Source organism: Nitrospirota bacterium (assembly GCA_030645475.1).
Classification (GTDB): Bacteria; Nitrospirota; Nitrospiria; order Nitrospirales; family Nitrospiraceae; genus Palsa-1315.
On sequence record JAUSMA010000069.1, the window covers coordinates 124,947 to 151,013 of the forward strand.

The 26,067-nt window shown below is 56.9% G+C and carries 26 protein-coding genes, 2 tRNA genes and 1 other RNA gene; 14 read left to right on the forward strand and 15 right to left on the reverse strand.

The features are described 5' to 3' along the window. Positions 1 to 12: 12 nt before the first annotated feature. From Q7U76_15620 to Q7U76_15635, 4 genes are all read right to left on the reverse strand, one after another. Entirely contained in the window at positions 13 to 336 is a 324-nt protein-coding gene (locus tag Q7U76_15620) for a YbaB/EbfC family nucleoid-associated protein (protein MDO8357812.1), read from the reverse strand. After that, complete coding sequence (gene dnaX, locus Q7U76_15625; GenBank protein ID MDO8357813.1) at positions 333 to 2,174, reverse strand: DNA polymerase III subunit gamma/tau; 1,842 nt, start codon at positions 2,172 to 2,174, stop codon at positions 333 to 335. The genes Q7U76_15620 and dnaX overlap by 4 nt, the downstream gene beginning before the upstream one ends. Before the next feature lie 89 nt (positions 2,175 to 2,263). Next, positions 2,264 to 2,363: signal recognition particle sRNA small type (gene ffs, locus Q7U76_15630), an RNA gene on the reverse strand. A gap of 103 nt (positions 2,364 to 2,466) precedes the next feature. Then, positions 2,467 to 2,556: transfer RNA gene (locus tag Q7U76_15635), tRNA-Ser, on the reverse strand. Positions 2,557 to 2,693: 137 nt separating this feature from the next. On the opposite strand from Q7U76_15635, the gene Q7U76_15640 reads away from it, so the two are divergent. The 4 genes from Q7U76_15640 to Q7U76_15655 all read left to right on the forward strand — a co-directional run bounded on the left by Q7U76_15640 (position 2,694) and on the right by Q7U76_15655 (position 7,545). Next, positions 2,694 to 4,343, forward strand: coding sequence for an AsmA family protein (locus tag Q7U76_15640; protein ID MDO8357814.1), 1,650 nt, complete (start codon positions 2,694 to 2,696; stop codon positions 4,341 to 4,343). A gap of 457 nt (positions 4,344 to 4,800) precedes the next feature. Further along, the gene (locus tag Q7U76_15645) at positions 4,801 to 5,904 is read left to right on the forward strand and encodes a DUF481 domain-containing protein (protein ID MDO8357815.1); all 1,104 of its coding nucleotides are present in this window, start codon (positions 4,801 to 4,803) and stop codon (positions 5,902 to 5,904) included. Positions 5,905 to 5,953: 49 nt separating this feature from the next. Further along, on the forward strand, positions 5,954 to 6,382 hold the full coding sequence (gene mscL, locus Q7U76_15650; GenBank protein ID MDO8357816.1) for a large conductance mechanosensitive channel protein MscL: 429 nt from the start codon (positions 5,954 to 5,956) through the stop codon (positions 6,380 to 6,382). 47 nt (positions 6,383 to 6,429) lie between these two features. Continuing rightward, positions 6,430 to 7,545, forward strand: coding sequence for an OmpA family protein (locus Q7U76_15655; protein MDO8357817.1), 1,116 nt, complete (start codon positions 6,430 to 6,432; stop codon positions 7,543 to 7,545). 74 nt (positions 7,546 to 7,619) lie between these two features. On the opposite strand, the gene Q7U76_15660 is transcribed toward Q7U76_15655, so the two are convergent. The 5 genes from Q7U76_15660 to Q7U76_15680 all read right to left on the reverse strand — a co-directional run bounded on the left by Q7U76_15660 (position 7,620) and on the right by Q7U76_15680 (position 12,920). Next, positions 7,620 to 8,864 (reverse strand): ABC transporter substrate-binding protein, encoded by a 1,245-nt coding sequence (locus Q7U76_15660; protein ID MDO8357818.1) that lies wholly within the window; start codon positions 8,862 to 8,864, stop codon positions 7,620 to 7,622. A 59-nt stretch (positions 8,865 to 8,923) separates the two neighbouring features. Beyond that, entirely contained in the window at positions 8,924 to 9,523 is a 600-nt protein-coding gene (locus Q7U76_15665) for a pyridoxamine 5'-phosphate oxidase family protein (protein MDO8357819.1), read from the reverse strand. Positions 9,524 to 9,596: 73 nt separating this feature from the next. Further along, complete coding sequence (locus Q7U76_15670; GenBank protein MDO8357820.1) at positions 9,597 to 9,971, reverse strand: DsrE family protein; 375 nt, start codon at positions 9,969 to 9,971, stop codon at positions 9,597 to 9,599. A 239-nt stretch (positions 9,972 to 10,210) separates the two neighbouring features. Next, positions 10,211 to 11,782, reverse strand: a complete 1,572-nt coding sequence (locus Q7U76_15675; GenBank protein ID MDO8357821.1) for a sigma 54-interacting transcriptional regulator — start codon at positions 11,780 to 11,782, stop codon at positions 10,211 to 10,213. Positions 11,783 to 11,831: 49 nt separating this feature from the next. Continuing rightward, entirely contained in the window at positions 11,832 to 12,920 is a 1,089-nt protein-coding gene (locus Q7U76_15680) for a HEAT repeat domain-containing protein (protein ID MDO8357822.1), read from the reverse strand. A 352-nt stretch (positions 12,921 to 13,272) separates the two neighbouring features. Between Q7U76_15680 and Q7U76_15685 the strand changes: the two genes are divergently transcribed. The 6 genes from Q7U76_15685 to Q7U76_15710 all read left to right on the forward strand — a co-directional run bounded on the left by Q7U76_15685 (position 13,273) and on the right by Q7U76_15710 (position 18,034). After that, positions 13,273 to 13,355 (forward strand) — tRNA-Leu (locus Q7U76_15685). Positions 13,356 to 13,424: 69 nt separating this feature from the next. Further along, positions 13,425 to 14,735 (forward strand): trigger factor, encoded by a 1,311-nt coding sequence (tig, locus tag Q7U76_15690; protein ID MDO8357823.1) that lies wholly within the window; start codon positions 13,425 to 13,427, stop codon positions 14,733 to 14,735. 67 nt (positions 14,736 to 14,802) lie between these two features. Then, the gene (gene clpP / locus Q7U76_15695) at positions 14,803 to 15,438 is read left to right on the forward strand and encodes an ATP-dependent Clp endopeptidase proteolytic subunit ClpP (protein MDO8357824.1); all 636 of its coding nucleotides are present in this window, start codon (positions 14,803 to 14,805) and stop codon (positions 15,436 to 15,438) included. A gap of 14 nt (positions 15,439 to 15,452) precedes the next feature. Further along, the gene (gene clpX, locus Q7U76_15700) at positions 15,453 to 16,709 is read left to right on the forward strand and encodes an ATP-dependent Clp protease ATP-binding subunit ClpX (protein MDO8357825.1); all 1,257 of its coding nucleotides are present in this window, start codon (positions 15,453 to 15,455) and stop codon (positions 16,707 to 16,709) included. Between the two features lie 235 nt (positions 16,710 to 16,944). After that, a complete protein-coding gene (locus tag Q7U76_15705; protein MDO8357826.1) occupies positions 16,945 to 17,463 on the forward strand; it encodes a TIGR02266 family protein in 519 nt (172 codons plus the stop codon). 52 nt (positions 17,464 to 17,515) lie between these two features. After that, a complete protein-coding gene (locus tag Q7U76_15710) occupies positions 17,516 to 18,034 on the forward strand; it encodes a TIGR02266 family protein (protein ID MDO8357827.1) in 519 nt (172 codons plus the stop codon). Positions 18,035 to 18,233: 199 nt separating this feature from the next. Here the strand turns inward: Q7U76_15710 and Q7U76_15715 are convergent, their stop codons facing one another. From Q7U76_15715 to Q7U76_15725, 3 genes are all read right to left on the reverse strand, one after another. Further along, positions 18,234 to 19,037: a HEAT repeat domain-containing protein gene (locus Q7U76_15715; protein ID MDO8357828.1), complete on the reverse strand. Its 804-nt coding sequence runs from the start codon at positions 19,035 to 19,037 to the stop codon at positions 18,234 to 18,236. Further along, the gene (tatA, locus tag Q7U76_15720) at positions 19,034 to 19,837 is read right to left on the reverse strand and encodes a twin-arginine translocase TatA/TatE family subunit (GenBank protein MDO8357829.1); all 804 of its coding nucleotides are present in this window, start codon (positions 19,835 to 19,837) and stop codon (positions 19,034 to 19,036) included. The genes Q7U76_15715 and tatA overlap by 4 nt, the downstream gene beginning before the upstream one ends. A gap of 103 nt (positions 19,838 to 19,940) precedes the next feature. Further along, positions 19,941 to 21,140 carry a M24 family metallopeptidase gene (locus tag Q7U76_15725; protein ID MDO8357830.1) on the reverse strand — a complete coding sequence of 400 codons (1,200 nt, stop codon included), beginning with the start codon at positions 21,138 to 21,140 and terminating at the stop codon, positions 19,941 to 19,943. Between the two features lie 78 nt (positions 21,141 to 21,218). Here Q7U76_15725 and Q7U76_15730 point away from each other — a divergent pair, with 78 nt between their 5' ends. The 4 genes from Q7U76_15730 to Q7U76_15745 all read left to right on the forward strand — a co-directional run bounded on the left by Q7U76_15730 (position 21,219) and on the right by Q7U76_15745 (position 24,578). Next, on the forward strand, positions 21,219 to 21,683 hold the full coding sequence (locus Q7U76_15730; GenBank protein ID MDO8357831.1) for a hypothetical protein: 465 nt from the start codon (positions 21,219 to 21,221) through the stop codon (positions 21,681 to 21,683). Positions 21,684 to 21,823: 140 nt separating this feature from the next. After that, complete coding sequence (locus tag Q7U76_15735; GenBank protein MDO8357832.1) at positions 21,824 to 22,258, forward strand: hypothetical protein; 435 nt, start codon at positions 21,824 to 21,826, stop codon at positions 22,256 to 22,258. Between the two features lie 3 nt (positions 22,259 to 22,261). After that, positions 22,262 to 23,002 (forward strand): gamma-glutamyl-gamma-aminobutyrate hydrolase family protein, encoded by a 741-nt coding sequence (locus tag Q7U76_15740; protein MDO8357833.1) that lies wholly within the window; start codon positions 22,262 to 22,264, stop codon positions 23,000 to 23,002. A 127-nt stretch (positions 23,003 to 23,129) separates the two neighbouring features. Next, positions 23,130 to 24,578 (forward strand): amino acid permease, encoded by a 1,449-nt coding sequence (locus Q7U76_15745; GenBank protein ID MDO8357834.1) that lies wholly within the window; start codon positions 23,130 to 23,132, stop codon positions 24,576 to 24,578. A 6-nt stretch (positions 24,579 to 24,584) separates the two neighbouring features. Here the strand turns inward: Q7U76_15745 and Q7U76_15750 are convergent, their stop codons facing one another. The 3 genes from Q7U76_15750 to Q7U76_15760 form a co-directional block, all read right to left on the reverse strand. Next, the gene (locus Q7U76_15750) at positions 24,585 to 25,004 is read right to left on the reverse strand and encodes a hypothetical protein (protein ID MDO8357835.1); all 420 of its coding nucleotides are present in this window, start codon (positions 25,002 to 25,004) and stop codon (positions 24,585 to 24,587) included. A 171-nt stretch (positions 25,005 to 25,175) separates the two neighbouring features. Beyond that, entirely contained in the window at positions 25,176 to 25,652 is a 477-nt protein-coding gene (locus tag Q7U76_15755; protein MDO8357836.1) for a phosphate-starvation-inducible PsiE family protein, read from the reverse strand. 22 nt (positions 25,653 to 25,674) lie between these two features. Beyond that, on the reverse strand, positions 25,675 to 26,061 hold the full coding sequence (locus Q7U76_15760; protein MDO8357837.1) for a hypothetical protein: 387 nt from the start codon (positions 26,059 to 26,061) through the stop codon (positions 25,675 to 25,677). Positions 26,062 to 26,067: the final 6 nt, after the last annotated feature.

Below are 26,067 nucleotides of genomic sequence, written 5' to 3' on the forward strand. Positions count from 1 at the left end.
GTTAATTGCCCGCTAGAACAGTCCGGGAACATTCATCCCGCCGGTCACGGCTTTCATTTCGTTCGCCATCATCTCGCGAGCTTTCTGAAGGGCGTCGTTCGACGCGGCCATGACCAGATCCTGCACCATCTCCACGTCCCCACTTTTCACGACTTCGGGATCGATGACGATGCCGAGCAGTTGCATGGCCCCATTGGCCGTGACGGTCACGCTGCCACCGCCCGCTGTTCCAGTTACGGTCTTCGCCGATGCTTGTTCCTGCACCTTGGCCATTTGTGCCTGCATCGCCTGCGCCTGCTTCAGGATATTGCCCATATTCGCTAACGGGTTCTTCATGTCTCGACCTCCTTCTGGCTCGCTACCGGCCTGACTTCTGCGAGTTCTGCGCCGAACATTTCCAGGGCCTGTTTGACGACCGGATGTGCCTTTGCTTGCTCGAACAGGACCTGTTTTTGCTCTTTTTCCTTCGTCGCCCTGAGCTGCGCCATCGTCTGTCCCGGAGGATCAGACTCGGTCAATTCAACGATCCGCACCCGAACCGTTTGGCCGCTCAGTCGTTCGCAGATCGATGTCAGTACCGCCATATTATCAGCGTTCTCGATCATCCCTCGGGCCCCTGTCGCTTGCTTGGCAAACCCGATCGTCACGACATGGCCGTCTATGCCCACAAATCTCCCTCGCTCCAGGAAGGCAGCAATTCTCGAAGACACATTCGCCACTTCCTCTTGGACCTGCTCCCAATTCAATGTCACCACCGCTCGTCCATCCTCAGCCGAAGGCGCTATCGAAGGCGACGAAGTGTTTACCTCGACGGCAGGGACAGGAGGTCGGGCGGTTGGAGGATTCGTGGGAAGACTTCGCGGAGGCGCCGGATTTGTGGTGACGGCAGGCCTCAGGGGCATGGGAGTGGTCGGTAGCGGCGGCGTCGACTGGGACGTTCGAGGTGGTGGAGAGGAGAGCGTTGGCTCTGCAGAACGAGTTGGCGCAGGAGGTGGGCCTGTGCGGGCCGGAGCCGGCTGAGTCGGGCGTGCCGTCTGGGCTGGCGGGACCACTTGCGCCGGTTTTTCTTCCGCTCGACGCAGCAGTCTGGTTGCACGCACCGCGGCTGTTTCCAGCACGAACCGAGGATGCGTGCTGAGCCTGAGCGAGTCCTCGGCTTGTGTGAAAATGGCGAATAGCTCTTGGAGCTGCTCCGGCGTGAAGGAGCGGGCATCGGTTGCCATCTGTGCAAGATCTTCCGCGGCCGCTTCGATTAAGCCCTGCTGTTCCTGCGGCGAGGGCACGACCGATACCACCAGCATATTCCGAAGATACTCGACGACCTCTGCACAATAGGCCCGCAGATCATGTCCTTGGTCCAACAGTTGAGCCAGGACGCGAAGCGCTCCGGCGCTTTCTTGTGCCGTAATCGCCTGAATCATAGCGCGAACAAGCTCTTGTGGAACGGCACCCAACAAGGCTTCCAGATCCGCATGCACGATTGTCTTGCCGCCGAACGCTACAGCCTGGTCGAGCAGGCTCAACCCGTCGCGCATACTGCCTTCGCTGGCCCGGGCGAGCGCCATCAAGCTTCGCTCTTCGAGCACGATCTGGTCCTGATTGACCACATGTCGCAGCCGCTCGACGATTTCAGCCCGCGCAATGCGCCGGAAGTTGTAATGCTGGCAGCGAGAAAGAATTGTCGCCGGAATTTTGTGAATCTCGGTGGTGGCAAAGATGAACACGACGTGCGGTGGCGGCTCTTCCAGCGTCTTCAAGAGGGCGTTGAAGGCCGAGTTCGACAACATGTGTACTTCGTCGATGATGTAGACTCGGTATTTCCCGCGAAATGCGGCGAACTTGACGTTCTCACGGATCTCGCGCACATCGTCCACGCTTGTATTGGACGCTCCGTCGATCTCCATGACGTCGACGGAGGTGCCTTGCGCAATCTCGAGACAGTTAGAGCAGGTACCGCAAGGCGTGCCGGTCTGCCCCCGTTCGCAATTGAGCGCTTTGGCCAGAATTCTTGCGACGGTGGTTTTCCCTACGCCGCGGGTACCTGAGAAAAGATATGCTTGGGCAATACGTTTCGTGGCGATGGAATTGACCAGCGTCTGCACGACATGTGGCTGCCCGATCACGTCATCGAACGTGCCCGGCCGGTACTTTCTGGCTGAAACTTGGTAATCCATGTTGCGTCGATCGTTACGCGTGAAGCCTGTCTCATCCGAAATTCAGACGCTTCACGAATGACGTGTCACGAGATACGCCATCAGAAGAGCGGGGCCAGGTGATCCTGCGGCACACAGAACTAACCGCTTACCGTTGCTTCCTTCCGGACCTGGCGGGGTTCACAGGGTTCCGTTGCACAGGGCCCAGCCCCTTTGCACTAACGATGAACGCTGAAGTATGAACGAGGAATCAGAAGAAACACTTGTTCTTTTATTCCGCGTTCATCGCTCATCGTTCTGCGTTGCTTAATTTTGGCGGAGAGGGTGGGATTTGAACCCACGGTCCCATTGCTGGGACGCATGCTTTCCAAGCATGTCGATTCGACCACTCTCGCACCTCTCCGCATCGATGTTCGCGAGGGGCGCATCTTAACACGCGGTCTAGTGACCGGCAAGGTAAGAACAGGGCCCATCTGCATGGCATTGACCCTCCCGAATCCCCTTTCTATACTGAAAAGAATTTAAGGGGGAGGGCTGGCTATGAAAATTCTTATCGGTTTGGGCGTCCTGGTCATCGTCGTAGCGGCCGCCATCTTCTCCCTGCCCTTTCTCGTCGACCTCAACAAATACCAAGATCAGTATAAGCCGCTGCTCGAAGAGGCGCTCAACCGCAAGGTTCAGTTGCAAGACATCCGCCTGACGATCTGGCCAAGGATCGGTGCACGCGTGGCCGGGTTTGCCGTATTGGACGACCCGGCGTTCGGCGCAACTCCATTTACATCACTCACGTCGCTTGAGATCGGGGTCAAGCTCAGGGCTTTGCTCAGCGGCAAGGTCGAGGTCGAAGAGATCACGCTTCGCGATCCAGTTATTACGGTTATCAAGAACAAGAACGGCGTCCTGAACGTCTCGACCATCGGAAGAACTGGCGTCCAGACTCCTGAAGCTCCGTCCCGGGCGCCGATTCCATCGACTGACGGTCCGCTCAAGATCCTGGCCCTCCTGGCCGTCGATCGCGTCTCCATTGCTGGTGGAAAACTCACCTATCGAGATCTGTCGGCTGCCAAACCAACCGAGTATGTTTTGCAGGACCTGGAGCTCCTCCTTCAGTCCGTTCGTCTCGGCCAAACCCCGAGCATCCATGTTGCCACGCTCGTTCAGCCGTTCAACATGCCTGTGACCGTCGACGGTACCTTTGGCCCGTTGAAGGAAACCACGGACATCGATGCGATCAACCTCCGGCTCGGGCTGGGAAAGACTGAGTTCACCATCACGGGAAAGACTGTCGGCCAGAATGCGACCGTGAACATGAATTCGCCGGTGATCAATACCGCGAACCTCCCGATGGCGCTCCCGCTCAAGAAGCCGGTCGACATCACTGATGTGAAAATTGCAGCCGAAGTGAAGGGGCAAGAAGCCAAACTGAATAACCTCTCCTTCCAAATGTTTGATGGACAGGTCAAAGGACAGGGCGCCGTGATCGCAGGATCCGATGCTCCGCCGTTCAAGAGCACCGTGACGATCCAAGGACTCCAGCTCGGGCCAGCCCTTGAGGCCGTTGCGACGACGCAAATGTCGATCAGCGGAACGGCAGGAGCCGACCTTGCGCTCCAAGGCCGCGGCTTTTCCATGCCGGACCTCACCACGTTCCTGGAAGGGACCAGCCACGTTGCCGTCAAAGATGGGAAGATCGAGGGCGTGAACCTTCTCCAGGAAGCGGTCTCGATACTCAATGTCGCCGGCATCTCGCTCGACAATGCCAAGGCCACAGCATTCTCGACGATCGAAACGGACCTCGCCATCAAGCAAGGCATGATCAATGTGCAGCGCCTCTTGATGGACAGTCATGACTTTCAAGCTACGGGGGGAGGCACCATCGGGTTCGATCAGACGCTCAACTTGACCATGAACCTCAATCTCTCGCAGGATTTGAGTCAGAAGATTGCCAGCGCGTCTCCTGTCGCCAAATTCGCGATGAAAGAAGGCCGCTTGAGTCTTCCGCTAATTATCACCGGGACCGTCCAGGCCCCGTCGTATGGACTCGACTCCAAAGCGCTGACGGGGAAGGCCCAAGAACAGGTGAAGGAGAAAGTGCGTGAGGTGATCGGCGATCTCCTTAAAGGCTCGGCGAAGCCAGAAGAACTCAAGCAAAAAGGCCAGGATCTGTTGAAAGGACTCTTGGGTCGATAGGGAACTTGTGAACAGAGGTTGCCGTATGAGTCCCTGCTCGCAGGCATCAAGCCTTACGCGCCCACATTCTCTTGAAGGGCGAACTTGCGCGGAGTCTCTCCCCCCGTCTCTGTAGCGGAATAGCCGTCTTCTGAACAAATCAGCCACAGAGATGAAGTGCCAGGCCTTCAGATGCTCTGTCCATCAATCATGCTTTCACAAAGATATCTGGTGAAATGACCCGGCCTCTCTCAACGGCATCAGCTTTGCTTAGTTCCGCGATCAATGTTCGGGATGCGATGCGCCACACATATTAGCGTCGGTATATACCATAGTGTTTCTGCTTGCCACCTTGCCGTGAACTGGGCTATAGAACTTTCCCGTGTAATGGGGCTGAATAACCCTACGACGTCCAACGTATCCCCGTGAGCCCGATTCATACAGTGTTGCCATGTCATCAACCGGTGAGGAGGATTCGATGAAGAAGGGTTTCTGGCTACTTTTGTTAATAACATGTCTGATGACAACAGGGCCGGTTGTGGCCGCTGATGTTCCAGCAGTGACAGAGGCTCCAACCCCCGCGCCACGCGATGTGGTGACGTTGAAGGATGGCGGAGTGCTCTATGGGGAAGTGATCGAAATGTCCGGCGGGGTGTTGGTGCTGAAGACCGACGCGGCTGCAGGCAATATCGTCAAGATCAATTGGGCCAATGTGTCGAAGTTGGCTATCAATCACCCTATCCCTTTTCACCTCAAGGAAGGGACAGTGTTGATCGGCACGGCCACTGAGGGCCCCAACGGGACCATCCATGTGAAGGCGGAACCGATGAAGGGGACGATGGAAATTCCCATCGATTCGATCACGGCCATGAACCCACTCATCCAACCCCCGGTCATCTATTCGGGCAGCCTGACCGGCGGCTATTCGCAAACAACCGGAAATAGCCATCTGAGAAATGCCAGCCTCCTCGGAGACTTCGTGGCCCGGAGCGAGCAACTCCGCCTTTCGATCAACGGTCGCTACGTCTACGGGGATAACGCGAACACCCTCATCGCTCGAAACGCACGAGGGACGATCAAGCTCGACTTCTTCATTACGAAGCGGTTTTTCTGGTTTGCCTCCGCCTATTTTGAAAGTGATACGTTCCAGGATCTGAAAATGCGAACCGCCCTCGCGAGCGGCCCCGGTTACCAAATTGTCGACCGGGGAGATTTCACCGGCGTCCTGAAGGATATGACGCTTTATGCGGAAGCCGGTCTCTCATACTTCAATGAAGATTTCCGGGTGAGCAACGACGCCTCCTCGACTCGTGGCCGCGGGTCCATCAAATTAAACTGGCCGCTGCTTGACGAGCGCGTTACGCTGTACCATTTCAGTGAATTCTACCCCTCGTTGCAAAACACCAAGAATTACTACCTCACGATGGATAATGGTGTGAGGTTCAAGCTCTTCGAGGGTTTCGTGAGCGGCTTCCAAGTGACGACGCGCTATAACAGCAGTCCGGCAAGGGGCACCGGGGATACGGACAACATGTACCTCATGACCCTCGGATACAGCTTCGATACGACCAGGAAACGGTAGTCTCGACAGCAGCAAATGCAGTACACCTTATATCCTCTAAGGAGGAACTATGCTGAAAGAATTTAAAGAGTTTGCCATGAAGGGCAACGTGGTCGACATGGCCATCGGTGTAATCATCGGCGGCGCATTCGGGAAAATCGTGTCATCACTCGTCAGCGATGTGATGATGCCACCTATCGGCAAGCTACTAGGAGGCGTTGACTTCACGGGCCTGTTCCTCAATCTCTCGGGTGCTCCTCAGCCATCACTCGTAGCCGCGAAAGCCGCCGGAGTTCCGACCTTGAACTACGGGGTATTTCTGCAAAGCGTGTTCGACTTCATCATCGTCGCGTTCGTCATCTTCTTGCTGGTGAAGCAGATGAACCGGATGAAGAAGCCTGAGCCAGTCGCGGTTCCGGCGACGAAAGACTGTCCTCAGTGTTTGTCGACGATTCCCATCAAGGCAACAAAGTGTGCGCACTGTACGTCCAACGTGTAAGAGCGAGATTCCTTCGTCAACTGAGTCAATCACAGGAGAAATTCACGATGAGATTATTCAAAGCAACAATCCTCGCAACCGGCCTTCTGGCCGGCGCCAGTTATGCATCGGCCCTTGATTTAGGGGCAATCTGCTGCGACGGCGGCTATGAATATCGCAACCGGAACCGGTTCGAGGCTGCAAAAGCAACAGACGATATGGCCTCCCGTCTTGCCGCGCTGGAAAAAGAGCGTCAGCGGTTGGCCGACGAGCTCGCGGCGGCACAGAAGCAAAATGGCATGCTGAGCAGCCGCGTCAGCGATTTGGAACGACAGCTTGCCGATCGTGACCGTGAGCTCGCCTCGCTCCGTTCCGGAGCCGGCGACTCCGCCAAGCTGGCCAGTCAACTCTCAGCGGCAACTAATGACAAGGACAAACTGGCCGCAGATCTAGCATCATCCAAACAACGGAATGCCGACCTCGAGTCACAGCTCGCCTCAATGGGTGGCGCTGCCGGGGACAAAGATAAAGTGGCCGCCGATCTGGCCGCAGCCAAACAACGGATTGCCGCGCTCGAAGGCCAACTTGCAGCCATGGGGGGGGCCGCCGGGGACAAGGACAAACTGGTCGCCGACCTGGCAGCATGCAAGCAGCGTGTGGCTGAACTGGAACGCCAGCTGGCTGATCGGGACAAAGAACTCGCCGGATTGCGCGGGGATCTCTCTTCCGAGATGGCCAAGCTCAAGGAAGCGCAACGGGGCCTTATCAAAGCACTCCGCCCTCAGATCGACAAGGGCACCATCATGGTGGACTTGAACAACGAACGCCTTCTGATCAACCTGGCCTCCGGCTATCTCTTTGGATCAGGTGAAGATCAACTCAAGCCTGCCGGAGCCGACGCGCTTAAGCAGGTGGGTGCGATCTTGAAAGACTTCCCGGAATATAAAGTCGCGGTGGAGGGTCATACCGATAACCGTCCGATTCGCAGTTCCTTGAAGCAAAAGTTCCCCACGAACAAGGAACTCTCTGAAGCCCGTGCGGCCAATGCGGCGAAAGCTCTCGGGGAAGGCGGCCTTGCTTCTTCGACCACGGCCGGCTATGCAGACAGCAAGCCGGTCGCGCCGAACACGACCGATGCCGGCCGTGGGAAGAATCGTCGCGTCGAAGTGCGCGTCACGAAGTAGGCGTACGCGCAGCCACAAGATAACGGGGGCTTCTCCATGGCGGAGCAGCCCCCGTTCCCTTTTCAGTCTATCCTCTATAACTTGCAGATATTCTGCTCAATCGTCCCCGCAGCCAGATCGCCGGCAACAGTGGCCAGTATCTTGTAGTGGCCCAGCCCTAGCTCCTTCCCGAACGCCTCCCCCACGAGCACATCTTGCATATGTTGATGGTCCCACGCGCGGAAGGACGATGGGCCCACTTTCAACCCATCGAATTGATGTCCCTCTAGAGCCTTGATCAAGGCGGCGGTTTCTGTTGTCCCGGCCCGTTGGATCGCCTCCAGGATCTGCGTCATCGCCGCATACCCGAGATAACAACGCGACGTCGGGGTATGGTTGTACTTGTCGATCACGCCCTGGATGAACCGTCTCGAGCTATCCCTGTCGATCTTGGGATCCCAGATCAATCCCCAAATGCCCGCATTGTTGGCATAACCCAACGGGCGACCGATCTGTTCGCCGGCGATCATGCCACCCACGCCGATCTTTTCTTTGGCCAACTCTAACTTGGTATAGGCTTTGAGCGCATGTACCAGATCCCATCCATAGAGATTCACAATGATCGCCGTGGGGTTCTTGGCCTTCGCCTCGGCAAAAGCCGATACAAAATCGGTCGAGCCGAATGGCGTGACCGTCTCTCCGACGAAATCGACAGCAAGGGACTTGCCTGCCTCCAGCATTGCCTGGGCCGCCGCCTTGCCATCGACCGTGGCAGCCGTGATCATGTACCAGCGAGTCCCGTAGGCTTTTGCAATGTGTGGTGAGACAGCCTGTGCCATCATCCTTGCATTGGGCATGAACATGAAGGTCTGTCGGTTACAGGCCGCTCCCGTCAGCTCGGGAATGTGCGCACCAGTTACCATGAACAGCGTATTTTCCTTCTGCGCCAGGGCGCTGACGGCGAGCGCACAGTCCCCGTTGAAGGTGCCCATCAGCACATCGACTCGGTCCTCTTTGATGAACTTCGTCGCCACTTTTACGGCAGTTTCCGGATTCGACGCATCATCCGCTTCGAGGATGACGACCGGCCGGCCCAGCACACCACCCTTCTTGTTGAAGAGATCCACGGCCACGTTGGCGCCATGGACATCGTGAATTGACGATGTTTTGTAGGGGCTCGACAATGGATCGAGTATGCCGATCTTGATCGGCTCACCCGTGGCGGCAAGACTCGCCCTCCCCGTAAGCCCCATCACTTGTCCGATCAGGTCTCCGAACACCAAGGCACCACCGGTTGCTGCGGAAAGTTGTAAAAACCGTCTGCGTGAAAATTCGGTCATCGGTCCCTCCTTTTATCGGACAACCTGCTCGTGCTGTTTCCGCTCGCGGCAGAATGCCATCACGATTTCCTTGTACGAAGTTCGGTCTCCAGTTCGGCAATACGCCTCCTCAAGGGACCGGCAAGCTCCTCGACCTCTTCCGCCGAGTAGCGCGGCGTAATGTATTTCGGGCAGTTCCAGTCGAATGAGACCACATCGATGAAGACCAGCCGTTCCACGCTCGCCCTTATTTTGAGGTTCGTCACATGCTCGGTCAGTTCCGGATGCGCCAGGGCATCCTCGATACGGGCATGGCCGAGAATTTTCAGCCGTTCGCGGTTCTTGTAGTCCATGAGAAATAGCGCCACCCGGTCGTTCACCGACAGGTTGCCCGTGCTTAGCAGTTGCCGATTGCCCTTGTAGTCGGCAAAGACCAGGGTCGTCTCGTTGATCAATCGCAAAAATCCTGCAGGCCCGCCTCGATGCTGAACATACGGCCACCCGCTTTTACTGATCGATCCCAGGTAGAAGCTGTCCCGAGTGGCAATGAATTCCGCCTCTGCTTGGCCCAGCGGGTCTTGGTCGGGGGCACCCGCAATCTTGTCTGCCTGTCCGTAATACTGGGTTTGCGCACGGCACACGGCATCCGTGAACATCAGATCGAGGTACTTCGTCGCCATCCTGTCTCCCCGTTCGGATTCTGCTCTACAATGATCAGGAGACGGCCAGAAGGCCGTCTCCTGGAATATCAACTCAAAACACGATCGTCTGCCATCCCTCTGCGATATATCGGCGAAGGCTCAAGAGGCCTGCTGTCCCCGCCAATGCATGGTCCTTCACAATCGGGACTCCGCAAGCCTTGACGCCTTCCGTCGCTCCAAAGACCTCCGCACAACCGCATGAGGCACCTTGCACGACATCGCGCATCGCATTGTAGAGACCATTGGCCGGATGCGAGAGTTTGGTCAATTCAGCCGGCCAGCGCGTGCCGGCGCCGTTGAACACCACGGCGACTTCGTCGCCCTTCTGCTTACATTCGGACGCCAGGGCCAGCGCATTAAAGACTCGCCCAAGCGCTTCTTCAGAACCACTCTTCGGATCGGACAGAATGATGATGGCAGTTTTCATGGATGCTCCTTAGATGGAATGAGTGCTGCGATATTGCAATGCGATGGCCATCGCAGTCCTGCACTACCGCAAGGCCGATGCCAGAAAGAATGACAGGCATGAAATGAGGGGAGTAAAGAGCGGTATCAACGATTTGAGGGATGTTCAGACGAGAAGATAACCAGCATAGCGATGCGATCGTCCCACGAGATATCGTAGCGCCACGATATTCTGTGGGATGAGGGCAGGGATCGATATGCTTAGGTGAGACGGGGCTTCTTAATGCCGAGCTTATTCATGCGAGAGCGGAGGGTGTTGGGATGGAGATCCAGCCGAGTGGCGGCACCCTGCTTCCCTTCAATGACCCAGTTGACATCCTGTAGGACATGGAGGAGATGCGCCCGTTCGACTTCTTCCATGGTTCCCTCGCGATGTGAGGGTGCAGGGGCCGCATGGAGGAATGCGTCATCGATCTGCAGCATCGGCCCGTTCGCGAGAATCGTGGCCCGTTCGATCACATTTTCCAGCTCACGGATGTTGCCGGGCCATGAATAGGTCATCAGACGGTCCATGGTCGCGTGAGACACACCGTCAAATCGCTTGCCAAGTTTGGTTGAAAACTTTGCGATGAAGTGGCTGACCAAGGACGGAATGTCAGCGGCACGGGCAGAGAGGGGTGGCACCTCGATCGGAAACACATTCAGCCGGTAGAGGAGATCGGCCCGGAAGGAACCGGCCTTCACCGCTGCATGCAGGTCACGATTAGTCGCTGCGATCACCCGCACATCGATTTTCGTCGAATGACCGCTGCCGACCCGTTCGAATTCTCGCTCCTGCAACACCCGCAGAAGTTTCACCTGCGCATCCAGCGGGAGTTCTCCCACTTCGTCCAGAAAGATCGTCCCTCCATCCGCCAGCTCAAACCTGCCGATGCGGCGCTGTAATGCCCCGGTAAACGATCCCTTCTCATGTCCGAAGAGTTCGCTTTCGAGAAGATTGGCGGGGATTGCGCCGCAGTTCACCTTCACAAGGGAGCGAGCCCTGCGCGGGCTCATGTGGTGAATCGCCCTGGCGATCAGTTCCTTGCCCGTCCCGGTATCTCCACGGATGAGGACCGTTGAGTCGGTGGGTGCGACCTGTTCGATCGATCGCAGTACGGCCTTGATACTCTGGCTCTCGCCGATGATCTCTTCAAAGTTATGCTCGAGTTTGATCTCTTCGCGAAGGTAGAGATTCTCGGCGTGAAGCCGATCTTTGAGCTGTTGAACTTCCGTAAACAACTGCGCGTTCTTGATCGCAATTGCGGCCTCATTGGCAAAGACGGCCAATCGCTCGAACTCCTCTCCGCTCAGCGGCCGACGTCCGAACATTGCGATGACGCCGAGCAGTTCCCAGCGGAACTTCAGCGGGTGGCCGGCAAAGGAGCGGAGCTCGTTGTCGATCATCCATTGCTTATTCGGAAGTCGATCGTCGCCGAGTACGTCGTTCGTAAAAATGGCGCCGGATCCTTGCGCGATTTTCCCGATCTTCAATGCGCCAAGCGGAATGCGTCGATATTCCCCTTTGAGATTGGTGTAGAGCCCGGCGCTCGCTTCAAGATGCAGGCAGCGGCTCCGGTTCGCACAGTCGGCCGCTTTGTAACAGTCGGCACAGAGATCGCCGGGACCTAAGAGCCAGATGCGGGCGAAGGCCGCATCCAGCTCCTCCACCAACCCCTGCGTGATCGTGGCCAGTACGACTTGGAGGTCGAGACTCGACGCCATCTGGAGTGTGATCCGCTCCAACACGTCGGGAGATTGGGAAGGAGGAGTCGAGGGGGGAACGGTGTTCATCCTGTTATCTCCGAGCCGGCAATCAGCCGGCTCGGAGGACGATAAGCACCTAACCGAAGATTGTCAACGAACTGAATTGATCCCAGGTGTCGCACTGCTTGATCGACCAAAATACCGCTTCCTTGAGTTTCTTCAGCTGCATATTGTCAGGATCCCGCATGGCTTGGAGCTTTTTATCGAGATCGTATAGCGGTTGGATCGACCGTTTGTCGGGAATCTTGCCCAACGACCAGGCCACTTCCGTCAGCACAGACCAGTCGGTTTTGGAGTCCTTCAACCTGGCCAACAATGGTGGCACGACCGAGGCATCGCCGTGCAGACCGCCAAGTTGCCCCAGCCCCTTGGCTGCCGCAGCTTGCACCTCAAGGTCCGTTGACGTGTTCATGATTTCGACCAGCAGAGGGATCCCCTCCCTCCCGAGATTGCCCATTGCGGCCAAGGCCTGTTTCGCCAAGTCTCTATCTTGAAGCGCCTGCTTCAATCTGGGCAAAGCCTCGTCAGCCTGCATTTCTCCAAGCAACGAGATAATCTTGACCTTGCGCGCCTGGTTGGTCTCCGCAGAATCCAAGAGCTTCAGTAGCCGATCCGGTTGCCCCCACTCCGCCGTCAACAGAAGGGGAAACTCGTATTTTTCTAATCCGTCGGTGAGTTTCTTGATGGCGTAGGCGCCCGGTTCTTCGGCTTGCGCGGATTGGGCTGCTGTGACCGCATCGTCAAAATCGGTCCGTACCTCCCGTTGCCATTTGACCTTCATGTCCCCCAACAGATAGGTCAGCTGGCAGGCCGGTCCTTTCCAGAGCCTCGACGGCGCATCGGGTAAATCTGCATCACCACCGGCTGCGGTGGTCCCTTCCCAGGTCTTCCGCTGTTCGCATTTCACCTTAAACACCGCGTCATGGGGCTTCGTGCGATCCTGCACTATGGTGTAGCCCAGTTCTCCGAGGCGGCGCGAGGCAATCTCGACGATCGGTCCCGCATCGACGGCGCCTTTTTCGGTGAGGGCCATAGCATCGACCAGCACCGTCTGGACCTTGGCAAGTTGTGCCTTCTGATCTGCCGTAAAGTAATCTCGGTAGGCCCATGACGGACTTGGCAGGAGTATGAACGCACAGGCCAGAGAGAGGAGACATGCTCGCATCAGGCACCTCCTTACAGGGACAGTAGCCTCACCGGAGGCATTGAACAAGCCGGAGGCTGGAACTCCACCATACATCCAGCACATTATAACCCCCATAGAGAGGAGGGTGCTACCACGCGTTGTCTCGAAGCAACGAGCAGGTATTGGCAGGGGAGAGTGGCGATGAAGGGTCTGCCGTCCATCCTCTGTTCCTATTCGTTCTTGCAGCAATCAAGGCCGGTGCCAGAAGCGCCCTCCCCCAGGAGTATGGGTTGACAGTAGGCGGTATCCAACGGTACAAAAGACTGACGCTATTGAGTCATTTCGCTTGTGTGCTCATCATGCTGGAGCCGACTCCAGCGGACTTCACTATGCGAGCGTGGCGAAACTGGCAGACGCGCGAGACTTAGGATCTCGTGGGTAACCGTGGGGGTTCAAGTCCCTCCGCTCGCACCAAACCATGGACGGCTCGACGGTCCAGTGACACCTGTAAGCCTTCTTACAAGATAAAGGGTAGTACCAGCTATGAAAATGGAAGTGACCGAACTAGGACCGATGAAACGCGCCCTCAAGATCGAGGTGCCGGCCGATGAGGTCACGCAACGGTTTGCTCGTGCGTACGTTGAGTTGAACCGCCAGGTCAACATCCCGGGATTTCGTCCAGGCAAGGCCCCCCTGGCTTTATTGGAGAAGCGCTATTCCAAATCCGTGGAAGAGGATGTGATACGAAGCCTCGTGCCGGATTTCTACGACAAGGCTGTTCGCCAAGCTGGTATTGTGCCGGTCCTCGTTGAAATTCCCCCGTTGGATCGGGTCAAGATTAAGAGAGACGAGCCGTTCACCTTTACCGCGACCGTCGAGATCAAGCCAACCATCGAGTTGCGAGACTATAAGGCGCCGAGCCCGATTTCGCTCAAGCCGGACAAGCGAACCGTCACCGACGAACAGCTCGACCGAGGACTTGAGGTGTTGCGCGAGCAACAGGCACGCTTGGAAGCCGCACCAGCCGGCCATGCCATCGTGGATGGAGACTATATTGTGCTGGACGTGCAAGGCACGCTCGATGGAGCCCCGTTGGACGGAACGAAGAAGGACGGGCAACTCCACAAGGTGGGTTCGAAGGCGTCCGTCTTGGGACTGGAAATCGATTCGCATGTCGTGGGGAAGAAAGAGGCGGATGTGCTCGAAATATCCCAGCCCTATCCGGCCAGTCATCCGGACCCACGTGTCGCCGGCAAAACAGTCCTATTCACGTTGACGGTCAGATCCGTCAAAGAAAAGAAGCTGCCGGTCTTGGACGATGAATTTGCCAAAGACTGCGGCCCCTACACCACGCTTCAGGAAATCAAAGATAAACTGCGGGGCGGGATGGAACAGGCGCTGAAGCGAGAGATCGAGGATACCTATAAAGATACGATCATTAAACGGCTTGCGGAGACCCACCACTTCGATCTTCCGGAGACCCTCGTTGAGCGTGAGCTGGAAGCCATCATCCGCCAGCACGTGCAGCAGCAGGAACGAAAAGGCGCTGCCCCGGAAGCGCCCAGTGCGGAAGCTGTCACGGCTCTTCGCCAGGAGCATCGCGACGAAGCGGCGCGCCGCGTGAAGCTCGGACTCGTGCTGGAAGCCATTGCCGAAAAAGAAGGGCTGACGGTCACTCAGGACGATCTCAATGCAGAGATCATGCGGCTGGCGTCGGAGCTCAAAATGCCGCCTGCCGATCTCGTCAAGATGGTCAAAGCCGGCGGACAAGAGTCGATCGACGAATTACGCGCAAGGATTTTAGCGGATAAAGCTCTGGATTTTGTGTACCGCAATGCGGTGATTCAGGGATAGCACCGAGGTTCAGGGCAGATCTTGTATCTCGGTTTCAATAGGCTGTAAGCGGAAAGGAACGACAGGCATGCTGGTTCCCATTGTAATCGAAACGACGAACCGGGGCGAACGCGCCTACGATATTTATTCCCGGCTCTTAAAAGATCGGATTATTTTCCTCGGTGCGCCAATTGACGATGTCTTTGCCAACCTGATTATTGCCCAGCTCCTGTTCCTCGAAGCGGAGGATCCTGAAAAAGATATCAATCTCTACGTCAACTCCCCCGGTGGAAGCGTCACGGCGGGATTGGGCATTTACGACACCATGCAGTATGTGAAACCCCCGATCAACACCATTTGCCTGGGCCAGGCCGCCAGTATGGGGGCATTTTTGCTGACCGCGGGAACGAAGGGCAAGCGATTTGCGTTGCCGAATGCGCGGGTCATGATTCACCAGCCTATGGGCGGATTTTCCGGGCAAGCCACTGAAATCGACATTCATGCCAGGGAAATTTTGAAAATCCGCGAACGACTCAATGAGATTATGGCTAAACATACCGGCCAACCTTTGGAGAAAATCGCGCAGGACACCGAACGGGACTATTTCCTGTCCGCAGAAGAAGCCAAGCAGTACGGCCTCATCGATGAAGTCATTTCGCGGCCACCGAAGATTCTCAAGGCCGTCAGTGGCGATGCAGGAAAAGACGGGGCGAAGGACAAGTAACCGGGGGAGGACGCATGGCCAAGCAGGATAAGATGGATCGACATCTCCGCTGCTCGTTTTGTGGAAAGAGCCGCGACGAAGTCCGCAAGTTGATTGCCGGGCCTACCGTCTATATTTGCGACGAATGCGTCAACCTCTGTAACGACATCATTGCCGAGGATTGGGAAGAAGCCAAAGAAGAGATCTCGTCAAAAATCAAGAAGCCGGTGGAAATTAAACACCACTTGGATCAATACGTCGTGGGACAGGAGCGGGCCAAGAAAATCCTCTCGGTGGCCGTGCATAACCACTACAAGCGGATCTCGGCTAAAGACAAAGATACTGACGAAGTCCAGCTCCAAAAAGGCAATATCCTCATGCTGGGGCCTACCGGCACGGGGAAAACGCTGTTGGCCCAAACCCTCGCAAAGTATCTGGACGTGCCATTTACGTTGGCCGATGCCACAACGCTGACCGAAGCAGGGTATGTCGGTGAAGATGTCGAAAATATCATCCTCAAGTTGTTGCAGGCATCGGACTACGATGTTGAGCGGGCTGAGCGAGGCATCGTCTACATCGATGAAATCGATAAGATCAGCCGGAAGAGCGACAGCCCCTCCATCACCCGCGATGTCTCGGGCGAAGGGGTGCAGCAGGCGCTCCTCAAGCTCATCGAGGGAACGGTCGCCAATGTCCCGCCTCAGGGCGGTCGCAAACATCCGCACCAAGAGTTTATTCAGGTCAACACGAGCAATATCCTGTTCATCTGCGGCGGAGCGTTCGTCGGGCTCGAACAGATTATCGAGCAGCGTCTGAATCGAAAATCGATGGGATTCGGCGCCGAGGTCCGAGGTCGAAATGAAATTCGGCTCGGTGAATTGTTCGCAAGAGTGCAGCCGGAAGACTTCCTCAAGTACGGTTTGATTCCGGAGTTCGTCGGCCGGTTGCCGGTCGTGGCCACTCTGGATGAGCTGGATGAACGAGCCCTCATTCGAATTTTGACCGAACCGAAAAACGCGCTCACGAAACAGTACGAGAAGCTACTCTCCTTCGAAAAAGTGAAGCTCAAGTTCACGGAAGGCGCGCTGGGCGCGATCGCGCGGAAGGCATTCGTTCAGAAGACAGGCGCTCGTGGCTTGCGCGCCATTCTCGAAGACGTGATGTTAGACGTGATGTACGACGCGCCTTCGCAGAAGCAGATCAAGGAAGTCCTTATCACTGAGGATGCGATCCTTGGAAAGCATGCCCCTATCAGGATTTTCGAGCAGGATAAGGATGCGAAAACAGCATAAGTTATTGTAAGTCAGTCTGTTTGTCGCGTAATCGTTTACCCGTCGAATATAAAGCTCTCCAGGCCAGGATCATTCCTGGTCTGGTATTTCCCCTGTAAGGCGCCTTCTCGAATAGGCCTGCTCCTGGCTATCTTCCTCGACCCAATCTTTGACCGATTGATAACTTTGCGCTTTTCCTCGACAAGCTAGAAGGCTGCGCTATACTTGCCTTGTCACTCTTGAACGCGGAGGACGTGTGAAATATCCAGTGTCTTCAAGCCTTCGACACAAAGGCAAAACTCTCGACCTTGATGCGACCCGTGAAGTGATCACCCTCTTGGGTATCAACGGCGAACCGATGGGCAATTTGTCCTGGGATTTCGTCATCGACCAGATTCTGGCCTATCGCAATCCTCCGACGAGCCGAGAAACCAGGAACGAGCCGCGGGTAGCACTCACGTTTCGTATCAAATACAAGACTCCTGAGGGCCAGCAGTTTGAAAGTCGCGCAGGCGGCATCGGCGGCGGCGGGCTCTTTATCGAAAGCCAGAGCCCTCTCCCGGTCGGTACTAAGCTCGCGCTTGAATTTTCGCTACCAGAAAAGCCATCAGAATGGTTGCCCGCGAAGGGTCTTGTCGCCTGGGTCTGTCCTAAGGCAGATCAATATACGTTTAGTCCAGGCATGGGGGTTCGCTTTACGGAGATCAACCCCGAGATCCGCAATTTCGTGCTGGACCTGGTGAAATCTCTCCAGCCTGTGGGTCAACCGGCCTAGTGACTATCCGTCTGCTATCGAGTCATTTCCTGTTCAACTCAAAGGTCTGACCATGAAGTTCAATGTGACGACGACGGGGGGACATATGGGGAAAATCCTCGAAATGGACCCTGATCGTGAGATGGTCTCATTACTGAGCGCGACAGGAGCCTTGCTTGGCGTTCTTCCATGGGGAGAGATGATCGAGCAGGTTTTGGCCGGTGACGACGACGCGCGATTCGCCCATGCCCGCGCACACCCGAGAGCGCCACTCGCCTTGAAGGTCCGGTACACGACACCGGAAGGTAAACAGTTCGACAGTCTGACAGGTGGTATCGGCGCAGGCGGGCTCTTTATCGAAAGCAGCACCCCGTTGGCCCCGGGAACCGAACTGTCCGTCGAGTTTGCCCTGCCGGATCGTCCCTGGGAAAAATACCAGGCCACAGCCAAGGTCGCCTGGACCCGCAACAAGCCCGAACGACATCTATTGTTTCCCGGGATGGGCGTTCAATTCACCAACATCGACGAAAAGGCCCGCAAAGAGCTGGTTGAGCTTGTCGAGGCGTTGAATCGCACTCGCCTCACAACCTAGCAGGATGCTGAAAAAGGCTGCCAGCGGCGTTCTCAGCTCACAAGAATCCTCAACGTACCACGAGGGTACGCCTTCGGTTCTTGCAAGCCTGCGGCCTTGCTGGGCAGTCTTTTTGAGCATCCTGCCCGATATTCTCCGTTATCCCAGACATGCGAACCAGTGAAGTTCTGGTCTGTCCACAACGTTTTCCCTCAGCCCGCTAGAGTCCTCCTCGCTTCGCCCAGTTCCTCACCCCACTGTCGGCATCCATGACCACTGCCCTATCAAGCGCGGCCTTCGCCGCGACATCGCTGCGCATTCCCAAACGATAGGCCGCTTCTGTTCGCACCCCAGGCGAGGAGTCATTGGCCAACCGCTCTCTGAGCCAGGAAGAAACCGCCACGCCGCCCCATTCGCCCACCGCAGCCACAATTCCCTGACGCACGTCTGAGTCTGAGTCCTGTCCTGCTGCGATTAACGAAGAAACCGATTGGCTCGAGTCGATTTGCAGCAATGCTCGCACGGCCGCTTTCCTGGTCGCCGCATTCGAAGATCGCAATAAGCCAACGATTGGATCCAGTACCCGCGGGGTCGGTTCGATCTCGCCGATCGCGACAACTGCCGCCTGGCGGACTGACTCGACAGGATCCCCTAGCGCCTGTGCCAACAGGGCGACGATTGCATCTGTGGCTGTGGGTCTTAATCGTCCCATGGCTGTCACCGATGCTTGTCGGACTGCTTCATCAGGATCCTGTACAAGGAGGAAAATCGAGTCTATGGATCCTCGGCCACCGATTTTACCCAGGGATTCAGCAGCCGTTCGCCGCATCTCTGGCCGCTCATCGTGGAGCAACTCAAGCAGGAGTGAGACGGCGCGTTCCTTCGAGGGCGGCGGAGAGTCCTGGATACATCCGGCGAGACAGAGGAGGGTTAGGACGACTGCACAAGCGATAGTGACAGAGGTCGTACGAGGAAGCAGATTCCAGGTAGCGGGCGGGTTGGTGAAGGCCGTATTCCGGCTCACGCTTGTTTAGGAGGCTCTTCGTGCAAGGCCGGCATCTCTTTGGCTGCTTCGATGGATTGCTGAAATTCCTTCTGGGCCGAGTCCATTTCGGCTTGGATGGTTCGCATCTCTGGATCGACGGAATTGCGGACATCGGCGACAGCCTGCTTGAAGGTTCGCAACGCATCGCCAAGTCCTTCTCCCAAGCTTTGCATGTCCCCCGGAGAGATGCCGGCCGGTTGCGCGGCCTGGGCCTTCATTGCTGCTTGCTGTGCCTGGACGCGAGCCACGGCATCCTTGTTGACGATGGCAGAGGGGCGTTTGGCCACAGGTTTTGCCTGCGCACCGGGAGGAAGAGGCGGGTACTGTGCCTTCATCATCGGGGAGGGAGCCGCTGCGCGCTCCTCCATCGTAGGAGGCTGTTGACCCTGCGCGGCTGATTGGGTGGAGACTGACGGGGCCGACGCTGGCCGAGGAGCCTGTGGCTGGGCCGCCATGTTGTACATCAAGGCAGCGGTCGTTCCAGGAGTGAGTTCTGGTCCCGGCGTATAGGGTGCCGTCGGTTTCAGAGCAGCCGGAGCCTGTCCCTGCGCCGCCACCGGTGCAGCCTGAATGGTCGACTGGACCTGCATCGGCTCCGGTTGCGTGACGTCGGACGACGCTGCTTCCGCTGGCGGAGGGATCTCGTTGACTTCCTTCTTGAACCCCTTGAGCGCCTTGCCGACCCCTTCACCGATTTGGGGGAGCTTGCCTGCCCCGAAAATGATGAGGACAATGACGAGAATGATGATCAGTTCCGAGATCCCCATGGTACCAAACATGGCGTGGTTCCTTTATCCTGTAAATCGCCGACGGCCTTGCCCCTATTGAGAATCGACGCAACTCTATAGGCCAGGAGGAGGCACTGTCAAGGAAGGGCGGAGGCTAGAAAATCGGTATGATTTCAGTCTGCAACGGCAATCCAAATACCAGCGCCTCATGGTCGGAGAGGTACACATCCAGCTCGCTTCTAATCCCAAACTCGCCCGGTAAATAGATCCCCGGCTCGATCGAGAAACAGGTTTTCGGCATGAGTCGGCGGGTATCTTGTGTTTCCAAGCCATCGATATTGGCTCCGTTGCCATGGACCTCTTCACCGATAGAATGGCCCGTGCGGTGGACGAACTGATCGCCATAACCGCCTTGCTGGATGACGTGGCGGCAGGCCGCGTCAACCTCCCAGCCGAATGGGCGACGGCCGGCAGAAGTTTCTGTCTTGGCAAAGGTCAAGGCTGCGTCCCGTCCCGCCCGGACCAAGTCGAATATTTTGCGCTGTTTCGCCGGCACCGTGCTGCCGACATAGCCGGTCCATGTAATATCGGCGTACACCGAGCCGGCTTCCGCTCGTTTGGCCCAGAGGTCGATCAACAACAGCGCATCGCGTATGACGTCGGCAGACCCGATCTCTGTCGGACCGTAATGAGGATCGGCGCTGTGGGCATTGACGGCAGCGATCGGTGCACTCGACGTGACCATCCCGGCATCGCGTATGCGAGACAAGATGAACTGCTGGACTCCATACTCAGTGAGACTCCGGCCTTGCGCGATCTCCTCATGCACATGACCGAACGTTTCGTCGACGATGCGACGGAGGGCCGCAGCGGCATATTGATGCGATGCGAGTTGACGGTCCGTCCAGCAGGCTTCGAACACCTGGATCAAATCCGCTGAACTGACCACCTCGACACCGTAACTCCTGATCAATTCGATCGTGCCGGCATCTACGCGCGACACGTAGGGCACCGCATTCAGCGGAGAATACTGCATCGCGACACGAGGGCTTCCGGCGAGCAGGCGCCCGAGGATCTGCCGTTGCTGCTCCCAGGACACATAACAGTCGATTTGTCCCGGCAAGGTATCCAGTACATGGGGCTCGATGCGATGCAACAGTTTGACGGGAGTTCCCTGCGCGGGAATCCAGTAATACCAGCGTCTCGTCACATGGAGGGTCGGGTCAAGCTGGAGGATGCGATAGGCGAGGGGATCGCTGTAGCGGAAGTCATAGAAGAGCCAGCCGTCGACTCTGGCATCGCGAAGCGACTGCTGAATCTCGCTGATACGTTGCTGCAGGGCTTTGGTTATCATAGAGGCATCATATTCGTCGGCTCAGCAAGCCGTCAATGAGGCGGCTAGGAGATCGACGATCATGCTACAATACGCCGCATGACCGTCGAGCATGGACCAGAACCTTCTCAATTTCGTGTAACCCTGTTTGTCGGACCACAACCGGTGGAGGGAAGACCCTTCACTTCTTCCTGTGTCTTCAATGTCAAGAAGCGGAGTTGGAAGGGTGGAGTTCAGGTCGCCGTCGCGATCACAGACGCGCAAATCGATCAGCTCCACGCTGATATGGCCCTTTCTCACTGGCTGGCGCAGGCCTTGAACGATCTCCCAGAGGAAGATCGTCCCGCGCAGGAGGAGCGAGCGCACGAACTGTTTATTCAAGCGGTCTGCTGGTGCAAACTCGACTTACTGCTGCATGCTGGCATCACGCAAGACAACCAATGTCTCGCAGATGACAGATGGATTGTTGAGGTTCGCGATACGGTGATCGAGCGAACGAACTTCATCACCTCGTACATTGCCACCGAACTGGACCTCATACAGAGAGATGTCACTGCGCCATGAAGTTCTCTTCCTGAGCGCGGCAGGGGGTTTGCAATCAGTGTTGAATTTGTTATAACCCCACTACCCCTAAATCAGAGGTGAGTGGCTCCGGGGTCAACCATTACCGCTCAGCTCGCGCTGTCGAAGAAGGAGGATTTTTCGTGAACATCTATTCATCGTCATCCAATCGACCCTATGCTGGTTCCAGCTTCAAACTCGTGGCAGTCGTTCTGCTCCTGGCCCTTTCCGCCATCACCATGTCGCCGTCGGCCTGGAGTCAAGACAACATGGCTTCCTCGTCAAATGCGAGCGCGGAGGGGGGGAGCGCGTCGAGTGCAGGCATGCAAGCGGCCGCTGGGTTTTCCACCCTCCTGTATCTTCCCCTGAAAGCAGCCTTCGCCATCAGCGGAGGGATTGTCGGAGGCCTCGCCTACGCGTTTTCAGGCGGGAATGAACAGGCGGCGAAGAGCATTTGGACCACGAGTCTCTATGGGACCTATATCCTGACTCCGGATCATCTCCAAGGCAATCGCCCGATCCGCTTCCTGGGGGTTGCCGATTCGAGTGATGCCTCGGCCCAAGAATCTACCCGCTAGCCGATGAAACCGATCATCGGCGTTACACCAGATTTCAACGCCGGTGATCGGAAGGAATGGGGTGGGCGCGAGCCCACCTATTTTTTACGTGCGCGCTACATTCGTGCCATCGAAGAACTGGGAGGCATCCCGCTCGTCCTTCCCCTCCTTGCAGATCGAGCCACGAGACGGCGTCTTCTAGGACAGCTTGACGGACTCCTCCTTACCGGAAGCGGGCCGGACTTGCCCCCGACATTGTACGGTGAGCGCCAACGTTTTCCGTTCGGCATCGTCAGTGCGCGTCGCGCAAACTTCGAACTGGACGTCGTGCACCTGGCAAGGAAGGCCGACCTCCCGCTGCTCGGCATCTGCGGAGGCATGCAGACGATGAACGTGGCCTGTGGCGGCAGTTTGTTTCAGGACATCGCGTCTCAGGTCGCGAAACCGCTTCAGCATCGGCAACGGACTTCTGCAACGAATCTCAGCCACACCGTGACCGTGGCGCCAGGCAGCCTATTGCGCCGTATCGTCCGGTCGGTTTCGATGCGGGTGAACAGCTCCCATCATCAATCGGTCAAGGCCGTCGCACCGTCGTTGATCGCCAGCGCTGTGGCTCCCGATGGCATCGTGGAAGCGATCGAATCGCCGGCTCAGCGTTTTTTCCTCGGTATCCAGTGGCACCCTGAATTTCTTTTCGAGCAGCATCTCCACCACCGGCGCCTGTTCGAGGCATTTTTGCGCGCCGCCCGCCGCTCCGCATCATGAGCACAGAGGCGTTCGCTTCGGACCGGACGGTGAGCCGTGCACCGTCGCCTGCTATACTTCACTGGATATGGAACGAGAATCGTTTGACCAGCCGGCAGCCTTTCCTCCTATCCGTAGGGGAGGGGCAATGATTCGCCGTCTATTTCAAACGAAATCTATCGAGCAGATCCTCGCAGACGCAGATCATCCCGACCATCGGTTGAAAAAGACTCTCACGGCTTGGGATCTGACCGCGCTCGGCATCGGGGCGATCATCGGCACCGGCATCTTCGTCCTGATCGGTACCGCCATTGTCGGCGATGCCCATCGACCGGGGGCAGGACCTGGAATTATCTTATCGTTCGTGCTCTCCGGCCTAACCTGCGCTCTCGCGGCCCTCTGCTATGCAGAGTTCTCCACCATGATTCCCGTGGCCGGTTCGGCCTATACCTATTCATATGCCACATTGGGAGAATTTCTGGCTTGGATTACCGGCTGGAATTTGATTCTCGAATATGGAGTGGCCTGTGTCGCCGTGGCCATCGGGTGGTCCGGCTATTTCAATAAACTACTCAGCTTGGCCGGGTTCGAATTTCCACATTGGGCGACACATCCGCCAGGAGGACCCGATGGTGGTGTCGCCAACTTCCCTGCCGCGATTATCGTGTTACTCGTCACCATCATCCTCGTCATTGGAATCAAGGAAAGCGCTCGCGCCACAGGCATCATTGTCTGTTTGAAGCTCGCGGTCATCCTCTTTTTCATCGCGGTGGGAACGCCCGCCGTGAACGTAGACAACTGGACACCCTTCATGCCGCAGGGATTCGCCGGCGTTGGTGCCGCTGCGGCAATTGTGTTCTTCGCCTATATCGGATTCGACGCGATCTCAACGACTGCCGAGGAAGCGAAAAACCCTCAGCGGGATCTCCCGATCGCCATTATCGCCTCACTGAGCATCTGCACGGTCCTCTACATTGCCGTAGCTGCTGTGTTGACCGGCTTGATACCCTCTTTGCAGATCGACGTCCATGCGCCGGTGGCTGAAGCGTTGAGTATGGTGGGTTTCAAGTGGGGCTCGGCGATTGTGGCGATTGGAGCTGTCGCCGGGATTACCAGTGTGCTTGTGGTGATGATGCTGGGCCAGATTCGGGTTTTCTTCGCCATGTCGCGCGATCACCTCTTGAGCCCCTGGCTCTCAACCGTGCATCCGCGTTATGGCACGCCGCACTACGCCACTATTCTCACGGGCATCGGCGTGGCCACGCTCGCTGCGCTGATTCCTATCGGCGACGCGGCGGATATGACGAATATCGGCACGCTCTTCGCGTTTGTTCTCGTTTGTATTGGAGTCGTCATTCTGCGCTACACGAAACCCAACCAGCCCCGTCCATTCCGTCTTCCCTTCATGCCACTTGTTCCCATTCTAGGCATGCTGGCTTGTTTTGGCCTTATGAGTTTTCTTCCCTGGGTGACCTGGATCAGGTTCGTCGTTTGGACCGCCATTGGCATTGTGGTCTACCTGGGATATGGCCTGAAGCATAGCAAGCTGGCCGGCCCTTCCCTCAAGGCCACTCCCCAACGGGTACATTCTAAATAGACTGGATTAGTTCGACTCGTTCGCTGGCTGAGCTGCCGGAGCAGGAGCCGGTGCAATGGAAGCTGGAGCAGTCGGAGTGGTTGTTGGTGCGACAGGCTGGGCAGCAGCTGATGGTGTCGCGGTTACCGCCGGCTTCGGAGGGGCGGGCGGCTTGGGTGGGGCAGGTCGTTCCGGCTTGATGCCGCCTTCCCATGAGGGACCGGAGTACATATCCGTCGAGAGACCCTTCGTCTTCCATTTCTCTTCAAAATCTGCGGCCGCTTTATTCGGGGTGTCGCCACTCCCGACGACGTTATTCCACGGGTAGGCCCTTGGGCCGATCTGGCACCCGGTTTCCGTCCGCTTCAAATACAAGGCGATCGGATTCCCGCGATAGGGTCCAAGATAGATATGCACGGAACCAGCGTATTCGAGCAAATGTGCCATGCCCGTCTCCAAGAGGGAGGCATGATGCCATAAGAGGTGCGTCGAGGGCAAGGAGGTGGGCTCCCTTTTGCTCGCGCAACGCGCGTCCTTGGAAGGGCCTCGTTGGACGCGCGCAGTTAGGGAGCCCGCCTCCCTGCCTTTTAATAATAGGGGAGCAGAAAAAGCGGAAGGCTACGACAACGTGGTCGTAGGTTGTGCCGGGCGTTTGCGGACGAGGAAGACCCCGATGATGAGCACCATGATGACCGTGACGTTCAAGCCCACATCCATGAGGTACTGATAAAACTGCGTGTCAGTCATCGCGGTTAAATGGGAAAGCTCCGCACTGGCGGTCAGGACGCGTCTCGTGCAGGCGATGATGCCGACCGCAAGGTAGGGTTCAAGATCGAGGACTTCGGTCTGGAGAAACCGGATGACGGTGCGGAACAGTTCCAGCAGAATAATGACAAGCAGCAGGTCGTTCAACAGTTTGAGGCCCGAAGGCAGAAGACCGGCCTGATTGGCTTTCATGATGAAGGTATACCAGGCATGTGTGAAGATGAGCATGCCGAGGATGAGGAGGCTAAACCCCGCAGTCATGTATCCGAGCCGGTCGAGCCATTCCATGGCCCCGCACCACCGCTTCATCAGCTCTTTTCGGTTCTGCACGAGGCCCTCCAGTCTATTCGAATTACGCAGTGCCGGGAGGCGCGTTCTGCCCCGGCTCTGGCCCTCGCAACTGGCCGTATGTCAGCTCTTTCATCGAGCTGGCCGTCAAGGAATGACCGCAGCAACGAATTTCTGTAAAGCCGGCTCCGCCATCGATGATCATGACGCGCAGTCCGCAAGAGTTCGGGTGCAGTTTCTTTTCATCCAGCACGACGGCGGGAGGCAAGTTCCCCTTTTTCCGTCCACGCACAATCGCAGCATCGGGGACCAGATCCTCTTCCGTCAGATCATGACCGCAACAGACGATCTTTTCAAATCCCTCGCCGCCGCCCATGACTTTGACGATCAATCCACAGGCATGTTGATACCGCTTGAACTCGTCGAGGATATCACCTTTTTTCAGAGCCACATTTTC